The organism is Streptomyces sp. SID13726 (assembly GCF_010548375.1).
GTDB lineage: Bacteria > Actinomycetota > Actinomycetes > Streptomycetales > Streptomycetaceae > Streptomyces.
This window is the reverse complement of record NZ_JAAGLY010000770.1, coordinates 1-397: the sequence shown is the minus strand read 5'-3', so window position 1 is coordinate 397 and position 397 is coordinate 1. Positions and strand designations below refer to the sequence as shown.

At 76.1% G+C, this 397-nt stretch carries 1 protein-coding gene; it reads left to right on the top strand.

The genetic code is table 11. The features are described from left to right. Positions 1–132 precede the first annotated feature (132 nt). Positions 133–397: hypothetical protein (locus G3I78_RS50210; RefSeq protein WP_203616616.1), on the top strand; the 265-nt coding region annotated here is incomplete at its 3' end.

The following is a 397-nucleotide window of genomic DNA, read 5'->3' as shown; positions in this document are numbered from 1 at the left end:
CCGCCGAGGCCCTCGCCGAGGGGCGGGCCGAGGTCGCGGAGCGGCTGCGCACCCTCCAGGTCGAGGGCGTGCTCGTCGAGGGGTCGGACGACGTGGTGCAGCGGTTCGTCGAGCTCCTGGGGAGGCAGAAGCGTGCCCGTCGATGAGCTCGTCGACCCCGTGGGCTACTCGGGGTGGTGGACCGTCCTGGGGATCGTGGCGATCCTCGCGGCGGCCGCCGTCGTGTTCCTCGTGATCTGGCTGACGCGCGCGAGCGCGGCGGAGAAGGCCGTGCCGCCCGCCGCGCCCCTGCTCCCCACCGGCCCCTACGACCCGTACGCGGCCCTCCGCGCCGAGTACGAGCGACGCCTCGACGCCGTCGCGGAGCGGTTCCGCGCGGGCGAGCTCGACGAGCGCG